At 64.8% G+C, this 8095-nt stretch carries 8 protein-coding genes; 4 read left to right on the top strand and 4 right to left on the bottom strand.

The window, feature by feature from the left end:
• On the bottom strand, nucleotides 1-1283 hold a 1283-nt coding region (gene dnaG, locus DM995_RS05375), incomplete at its 3' end, for a DNA primase (RefSeq protein WP_116968740.1).
• Between the two features lie 40 nt (nucleotides 1284-1323).
• Complete coding sequence (locus tag DM995_RS05370) at nucleotides 1324-1782, bottom strand: GatB/YqeY domain-containing protein (protein ID WP_116968739.1); 459 nt, start codon at nucleotides 1780-1782, stop codon at nucleotides 1324-1326.
• A 225-nt stretch (nucleotides 1783-2007) separates the two neighbouring features.
• Between DM995_RS05370 and carA the strand changes: the two genes are divergently transcribed.
• The 3 genes from carA (at nucleotide 2008) to DM995_RS05355 (ending at nucleotide 3942) form a co-directional block, all read left to right on the top strand.
• The gene (gene carA, locus DM995_RS05365; RefSeq protein ID WP_116968738.1) at nucleotides 2008-3255 is read left to right on the top strand and encodes a glutamine-hydrolyzing carbamoyl-phosphate synthase small subunit; all 1248 of its coding nucleotides are present in this window, start codon (nucleotides 2008-2010) and stop codon (nucleotides 3253-3255) included.
• Entirely contained in the window at nucleotides 3255-3479 is a 225-nt protein-coding gene (locus DM995_RS05360; protein WP_116968737.1) for a hypothetical protein, read from the top strand. The genes carA and DM995_RS05360 overlap by 1 nt, the downstream gene beginning before the upstream one ends.
• Nucleotides 3480-3570: 91 nt before the next feature.
• Nucleotides 3571-3942, top strand: coding sequence for a ribonuclease E inhibitor RraB (locus DM995_RS05355; RefSeq protein ID WP_116968736.1), 372 nt, complete (start codon nucleotides 3571-3573; stop codon nucleotides 3940-3942).
• A gap of 8 nt (nucleotides 3943-3950) precedes the next feature.
• Here the strand turns inward: DM995_RS05355 and DM995_RS05350 are convergent, their stop codons facing one another.
• Nucleotides 3951-4355, bottom strand: a complete 405-nt coding sequence (locus DM995_RS05350) for a PIN domain-containing protein (RefSeq protein WP_116968735.1) — start codon at nucleotides 4353-4355, stop codon at nucleotides 3951-3953.
• On the bottom strand, nucleotides 4352-4678 hold the full coding sequence (locus DM995_RS05345; RefSeq protein ID WP_116968734.1) for a FitA-like ribbon-helix-helix domain-containing protein: 327 nt from the start codon (nucleotides 4676-4678) through the stop codon (nucleotides 4352-4354). The genes DM995_RS05350 and DM995_RS05345 overlap by 4 nt, the downstream gene beginning before the upstream one ends.
• 60 nt (nucleotides 4679-4738) lie before the next feature.
• On the opposite strand from DM995_RS05345, the gene carB reads away from it, so the two are divergent.
• Nucleotides 4739-8092, top strand: a complete 3354-nt coding sequence (carB, locus tag DM995_RS05340; RefSeq protein WP_116968733.1) for a carbamoyl-phosphate synthase large subunit — start codon at nucleotides 4739-4741, stop codon at nucleotides 8090-8092.
• Nucleotides 8093-8095 lie beyond the last annotated feature (3 nt).

The following is an 8095-nucleotide window of genomic DNA, read 5'->3' as shown; positions in this document are numbered from 1 at the left end:
GGGCGGGCAGGCGAGGGCGCACGCGCGGCGAAGAACAGGTCGGAAAAGCGCTGGCCGATCTCGCGGCGATAGAGCGCCTTGATGTCGCCATCGGCAATCGTGTCGGCATGCGCGTTGAGCCGTGCCTTGAACCCGGCGCGCGCTTCCGGACTGGTCAGCGGCTGCGCGGCCAGTTCGTGCGACCAGAGATGGTCGAGCAGTCCGGTCGCCTGGTCGAGGCACGCGGCAAAGGCCTGCGGGCCCGAGGCGCGTACCAGATCATCGGGATCCTGCCCGCCCGGCAGCGAAACGAAGCCCAGTGACAGCCCTGGCTTCAGCAGGGGCAGCGCGCGCGTCGCGGCGCGCATCGCGGCCTTCTGTCCCGCATTGTCGCCGTCGAAGCAGAGCAATGGACGGTCGACCATCTTCCACAGTCGCTCGATCTGATGCTCGGTGAGCGCGGTGCCGAGCGGTGCGACGCATTCGCCAAAGCCCGCCTGGGCGAGCGCGATCACGTCCATATAGCCTTCGACCACCACCACGCGCCCGCTCTGGCGCGAGGCGGGCGCGGCAAGGTGCAGGTTGTAGAGCGTCCGTCCCTTGTCAAACAGGGGCGTATCGGGCGAGTTCAGATATTTGGGCTCGCCCGCGCCGAGGATGCGCCCCCCGAATGCGATGACGCGCCCGCGCGGATCGCGGATCGGGATCATGATCCGGCCGCGGAACCGGTCGTACGGGGCCTTATCGTCGACCTTGATCAGCAGCCCCGCCTCGATCAGCAGTTCTTCGTCCAGATGGCCGAGCGCCGATTTGATGCCGGTGCGGCTGTCGGGCGCAAAGCCGATGCCGAAGCGCGCGATGGTTTCGGCGGTGAGGCCCCGGTTCCTGAGATAGGCGCGCGCCTCTTCGCCCGCGGCGCTGCCGAGCTGCGCGACGAACCAGTCCTGCGCCGCCTGGCAGACATCGTGCAGCGTCGCGCGCGCCTCGGCCTGGCGCGCGGCGCGCGGATCGGGGGCGGGCACGCCCATCCCGGCCTCGGCGGCGAGCTCCTTGACCGCATCCATGAAGCCCAGCCCCTGGTGATCGGTGAGGAACCGGATCGCATCCCCATGCGCTCCGCAACCGAAACAATGGTAGAAGCCCTTGTCGTCGTTGATCGTGAAGCTCGGCGTCTTCTCGTTATGGAACGGGCAGCACGCCTTGTACTCGCGCCCCGCGCGCTGCACCTTCACATGCCGCCCGATCAGCGTGGACAGCGTGATCCGCGATCGCAATTCGTCCAGCCATTGCGGGGAGAGGGTCATTGCAGCGGGTTGCCTCCGGACACACGGGGGACGGAAGGCTTCAGCCCCCCGCGAGCGCCTCCTTTACCCAGGCGCTGGCCTTGCTCATGTCGAGTTCGCTGCCGTGGCGCGCCTTTACTTCGGCCATGACCTTGCCCATGTCCTTGAGGCTTGCGGCACCCGTATCCGCGACGACCTTGGCAATGGCAGCCCTGGCAGCCGCCTCGTCCATCTGCGCGGGCAGGAATTCCTCGATCACCGCGACCTCGGCCGCTTCCTGCGCGGCCAGTTCCGCGCGGCCGCCCTGTTCGTACATGGCGATCGATTCGCGGCGCTGCTTGATCATCTTCTGCAGCACTTCAGTGACCATCGCATTGTCATCGGCCGGCGCGGCCTGGGTGCGCAGCTCGATATCGCGGTCCTTGATCTTGGCCAGGATCAGCCGGACGGCGGCGGTGCGCTCCTTGTCGCCGGCCTTCATGGCAGAGACCTGCGCAGCTTTCAGCGAATCGCGAATCATGCGCGCGAACCTTTCTTTTCCCGTGGATTTTGGAACAAGCTCCCAACCTAGCCGGATAAAAATGTTTTTCATAGATTGACCGTGCAAGCCCCGCGCGCCTAGTGACCCGCCAATTTGGCCGCTGTCCGGCAGGAAGCGTCACGGGGCTATGGCCCGGCCTTGTCCTGCCATATCCTGCGGCCCGGCACATTCGCGACTCATACCGCAAGGCAAGGAACACGATCCATGGCGCACGCCACCACCTCCGCTCAACCCCAAGGCGCGACCGGCCTGTTGCTGCTGGCCGATGGCACCGCGATCTGGGGCAGGGGCTTCGGGGCCGCAGGCGCCAAGGCGGGCGAGGTGTGCTTCAACACCTCGATCACCGGTTATCAGGAAATCCTGACCGACCCGAGCTATGCCGGGCAGATCATCACCTTCACCTTCCCGCATATCGGCAATGTCGGCGCGAACCCCGAGGATATCGAGGCCGACATACCGCATGCGCTGGGCTGCATCGTGCGCGAGGACGTGACCAACCCCAGCAGCTTCCGGTCCGCCCAGCATTTCTCGCAATGGCTGGCGGCGAACAACCAGATCGGCATTTCGGGCGTGGATACCCGCGCGCTGACGCGCCGCATCCGCGAGGCCGGCGCGCCCAATGCGGTGATCGCGCACGCCCCCGATGGCGTGTTCGACATGCCAGCTCTGCTCGCGCTGGCGCAGGGCTGGCCGGGGCTCGAGGGCATGGACCTCGCGATCGAGGTCACCGGTGCCGAGACGCGCGGCTGGGACGGCGGCAAATGGACTTTGGGAAGCGGCTACAGCAACCCAGTCCCGTTTGTCCCGAGCGCAGTCGAGGGATGCAGTGGAACGGTTGCGGAAGGTCCCTCGACTTCGCTCGGGACAAACGGAGGGTGGCAAGCTCCCAGCCGCCCCCATGTCGTCGCGATCGATTATGGCGCGAAGCACAATATCTTCCGTTCGCTGGTCGAGGCGGGCGCGAAGGTGACCGTGGTCCCGGCCAAGACCCCGCTCGAAGACATTCTCGCGCTCGAACCGGCGGGCGTGTTCCTCTCGAACGGCCCCGGCGATCCCGCCGCGACCGGCGTCTATGCGGTGCCGGTGATCCAGGGTCTGCTCGAACGCGACATTCCGATCTTCGGCATCTGTCTCGGCCATCAGTTGCTCGGCCTCGCCGCCGGCGCGCGCACGCTCAAGATGCACCAGGGCCATCGGGGCGCGAACCATCCGGTCAAGCGGCTCGAGACGGGCGTGGTCGAGATCACCAGCATGAACCACGGCTTTGCGGTCGACGCCGCGACACTGCCCGCCAATGTCGTCGAGACGCATGTGTCGCTGTTCGACGGCAGCAATTGCGGCATCGCGTTCACCGACAAGAATGCTTTCGGCGTGCAATACCATCCCGAAGCCTCACCGGGCCCGCAGGACAGTTTCTATCTGTTCGAGAAGTTTGTGGGAGGGCTCCGCTGATGGCAATCGTTAGAAGATTTGAGCAAATCGACCTCAAGGCAAATGCTAGGCATACCGAAACTCAGGGCGGCTGGTCGATTCAGGGTCAGGACGGCGAAAAGTTTATTCAGATCAACACGGTGGGTTCTGCCGACCGCGATATTCCTGGAAAGGTGTCACAGACTCTTCGGCTGAGTAAGGAAGCCATTGAGCAGCTTGCCGAACTTGCGAAGCGGCATCTGTGATGTGGAGTATTCGCGACTATACAAGAACGCGATGGCCTCAGCTCACGCCGATGCAGCTGCAATTGAGCTCTAACCTTGGATTGGGAGTGATATGGTTTTGAAGCTCCCCCCCGTCGATCCTGCCCGTATGGAGCTGGAATGGGCCGCCGATCAGGACGTGCTGCGCAGTCTGGCCGCCAATGGCGATCAGGCGAGCATCCGGCGCTCGGTGGACGTCAGCTTTCGCGGATCGGAAGCTAATCTGGAGCGCCTGTCCGAGGCGGCGGAGGAGCTGGGGCTGACCGAGCTCGGCCATGAGGATGACGCCGAGGGCGGCGATCCGTGGCTGTTCCTCGAGCGGGTGCAGGCGGTCGACGAGAAGTCGATCCGCGCTCTCACCGAGCTCTGCCTGCAGATCGAGCAGCTGTTCGACCTCGAATATGACGGCTGGGGCTGCGAAGCCCAGACCGGCACGGTGCATTGATGGCGCGGTCAATCCTGCCAGGGATTGATCAGGCGGACGCCCGTCCAGGCGAAATCCGCCGTGTTGCGCGTGGCGACGGGAATGTTGCGGACTATGGCCTGCGCGGCGATCTGCGCATCGAGTGTATTGCCGCCCAAAGTGCGCTGGGCCGCAAGCTGGCCGAAGACATGCGCGTCATGGCGATCGAACGCGATGATGCGGTCCGCATAGTCTGTTTCCAGTTGCGCCAGCCAGCGTTCGAGACGCGGTCGGAACGACCGCGCGTTGGGCTTTTCGAAGCCCGCCCGGATTTCTGCAATGACGAGAACCGACAGCAACAGGCGTTCATCGTTGTCGGCGAGCCAGGCGATCACGTCCGGCTCGCCATTGCGGGAAACCATCTCGCTCCAAACGTTGGTGTCGACCAGGATCACTCAAAGTCTTTCGGGTCGAATTCGAAATTGGTCAGCGGCTCCGGCTTGCGCGGTTCGGGCTCCCAGTCGATCCCTCGGCCCAGCTCGATCAGCCGTTCGATCCGCGCGCGGCTCTCGGCGATGGCCTCGGGCGTTCTTTCGGGCGGGAAGCTTTGGAACGGCACCGATGCATCAGTGACCGCCGATGCAACAGGCGCCATGCCCGCTGCCTCGATCACCAGCTGGCGCAGATGCTCTTCCATCGAACGGCCATGCGCGGCCGCCACCTGGCGGAAACGTAGCTTGGCCTCGTCGGGCAGGTTACGGACTGTCAGGCTGGCCATCGCGGCCTCCGCAAAATGATATCAATGCAATCAATGTATACAAAGAGAGCACAATAAACAATGCCCAAGCGCACCGACATAGACAGCATCCTGATCATCGGCGCCGGCCCGATCATCATCGGCCAGGCGTGCGAGTTCGATTATTCGGGCACGCAGGCGTGCAAGGCGCTGAAGGAGGAGGGCTATCGCATCGTCCTCGTCAACTCCAACCCCGCCACGATCATGACCGATCCCGACATGGCCGATGCGACCTATGTCGAGCCGATCACCCCCGAGATCGTTGCCAAGATCATCGCCAAGGAGCGCGCCGAGCGCCCCCATGAGAAGCTGGTGGTGCTGCCGACCATGGGCGGGCAGACCGCGCTCAACACCGCGCTCGCGCTCGATGCCAATGGCACGCTGGCCAAATATGATGTCGAACTGATCGGCGCCAAGGCCGAGGCGATCGACAAGGCCGAGGACCGGCAGAAATTCCGCGAGGCGATGGACAAGATCGGGCTGGAATCGGCGCGCTCGGGCATCGCGCACACGGTGGAAGAGGCGCTCGCGGTGCTCGAGCGCACGGGCCTGCCCTCGATCATCCGCCCCAGCTTCACCATGGGCGGCACCGGCGGCGGCATCGCGTACAATCGCGACGAGTTCGTCCAGATCGTCACCGGCGGGCTCGATGCCTCGCCGACCACCGAGGTGCTGATCGAGGAATCGCTGCTCGGCTGGAAAGAATATGAGATGGAGGTCGTTCGCGACAGGAACGACAACGCCATCATCATCTGCTCGATCGAGAATGTCGATCCGATGGGCGTACACACCGGCGACAGCATCACCGTCGCGCCCGCGTTGACGCTGACCGACAAGGAATATCAGATCATGCGCTCGGCCAGCATCGCGGTGCTGCGCGAGATCGGCGTCGAGACGGGCGGATCGAACGTGCAGTTCGCGGTCAACCCGAAGGACGGCCGCCTGATCGTAATCGAGATGAACCCGCGCGTGTCGCGCTCCTCGGCGCTGGCGTCCAAGGCGACCGGCTTCCCGATCGCCAAGGTAGCGGCCAAGCTGGCGGTGGGCTATACGCTCGACGAGATCACCAACGACATTACCGGCGCGACGCCCGCCAGCTTCGAGCCGACCATCGACTATGTCGTCACCAAGATCCCGCGCTTTGCCTTCGAGAAGTTCAAGGGATCGAGCCCGCTGCTCGGCACCGCGATGAAATCGGTGGGCGAGGTGATGGCGATCGGCCGCAACTTCCAGGAATCGGTGCAGAAGGCGCTGCGCGGCCTCGAGACCGGCCTGTCGGGCTTCAATTTCGTCGATCATCTCGTCGGTGCGCCGCATGAGGACATCGTCGCCGAATTGAGCCAGGCGACGCCCGACCGGCTGCTGATCGCGGCGCAGGCGCTGCGCGAGGGGATGACCGTCGAGCAGATCCATGCCGTCGCCAAGTTCGATCCCTGGTTCCTCGAACAGATCAAGCAGATCGTCGATGCCGAGGCCGAGGTGCTCGAAAACGGCCTGCCGCGCGATGCGGCGGGGATGCGCCGCCTCAAGTCGATGGGCTTTTCGGACAAGCGGCTCGCCTATCTCGCGCTCAAGTCGGCGCATCTGCGCCCGGGCATGAGCCATGCCATCGCGCGCGGATCGGGCCTGGTGCGCGATGCCGTGGTCGCGATGACCGGCGGTGTGACCGAGCAGGAGGTGCGCGCGCTGCGCCACAAGCTGGGCGTGCGTCCGGTGTTCAAGCGCATCGATACCTGCGCGGCCGAATTCGCGGCCAAGACGCCGTATATGTATTCGACCTATGAAGCCCCTACATTCGGCGAGCCCGAATGCGAAAGCCAGCCGACTGAGCGGCGCAAGGTCGTGATCCTGGGCGGCGGGCCGAACCGCATCGGCCAGGGCATCGAGTTCGACTACTGCTGCTGCCATGCCTGTTTCGCGCTCGGCGACGCCGGGTTCGAGACGATCATGGTCAACTGCAACCCGGAAACCGTCTCGACCGACTATGACACCTCGGACCGGCTGTATTTCGAGCCGTTGACCGCCGAGGACGTGCTCGAACTGCTCGATGTCGAGCGTTCGACCGGCGAACTGGTCGGCGTGATCGTGCAGTTCGGCGGGCAGACGCCGCTAAAGCTCGCCCAGGCGCTCGAGGATGCGGGCATCCCGATCCTCGGCACCTCGCCCGATGCGATCGATCTGGCCGAAGACCGTGAGCGCTTTGCCAAGCTGGTCGACAGGCTGGGCCTGAAGCAGCCCGCCAACGGTATCGCGCGCAGCCGCGAAGAGGCGATCGCGGTCGCCAACCGCATCGGCTATCCGGTGCTGATCCGTCCGTCCTATGTGCTCGGCGGCCGCGCGATGGAGATCGTCGACGGCCAGGCGCAGCTCGAAAGCTATATCGCCACCGCCGTTCAGGTCTCGGGCGACAGTCCGGTGCTGATCGACCAGTATCTGCGCGATGCGATCGAGGTCGATGTCGATGCGATCTGCGATGGCAAGGACGTCGCGATCGCGGGCGTGATGCAGCATATCGAGGAGGCCGGCGTCCATTCGGGCGACAGCGCCTGCACGCTGCCGCCGCACAGCCTGAGCAACGACATCATCGCCGAGATGGAGCGCCAGACCAGGTTGCTCGCCGAAGGGCTGAAGGTGCGCGGGCTGATGAACATCCAGTTCGCGGTGAAGAACGGGCAGGTGTACCTGATCGAGGTCAATCCGCGCGCCAGCCGCACCGTGCCGTTCGTCGCCAAGGCGATCGGCCAGCCGGTGGCCAAATATGCCGCGCGCGTGATGGCGGGCGAGATGCTGGCCAATCTGCCCGTGATCGACCGCAATATCGGCCATATGGCGGTCAAGGAGGCGGTCTTCCCCTGGGCGCGTTTCCAGGGCGTCGACCCGGTGCTGAGCCCCGAGATGAAGTCGACAGGCGAAGTCATGGGCATCGACAAGGATTTCGCCACCGCCTTTGCCAAGGCGCAGATCGGGGCAGGGCTCACGCTGCCGACCAGGGGCACCGTGTTCATCTCGGTCAAGGACAGCGACAAGCCTGTGATCCTGGAAGCCGCGCGCGGGCTGATCGACCTCGGCATGGACATTGTCGCGACCGGCGGGACGGCGCGCTATCTCTCGGACAATGGCGTGGCGCTGACCGAGGTGAACAAGGTGGCACAGGGCCGCCCGCATATCGTCGACAAGATCAAGGACGGCGAGATCGCGCTGATCTTCAACACGACCGAGGGCTGGCAGAGCCTGAAGGACTCGCAATCGATCCGCGCCAGCGCGCTGACGGGGAAGATTCCGTACTTCACCACGGCGGCCGCCAGCGTCGCCGCGGTCAAGGCCATGGCGTCGCTTGCGGCGACAAGCCTTGAAGTAAAGCCGCTTCAGGCCTATAATATACGGCCTGACGCTTGAGCC

This window comes from Blastomonas sp. UPD001, from assembly GCF_003426715.1.
Classification (GTDB): domain Bacteria; phylum Pseudomonadota; class Alphaproteobacteria; order Sphingomonadales; family Sphingomonadaceae; genus Blastomonas.
Note: the sequence above shows the minus strand (reverse complement) of the source record. Positions and strands in the feature narration are given on the sequence as shown.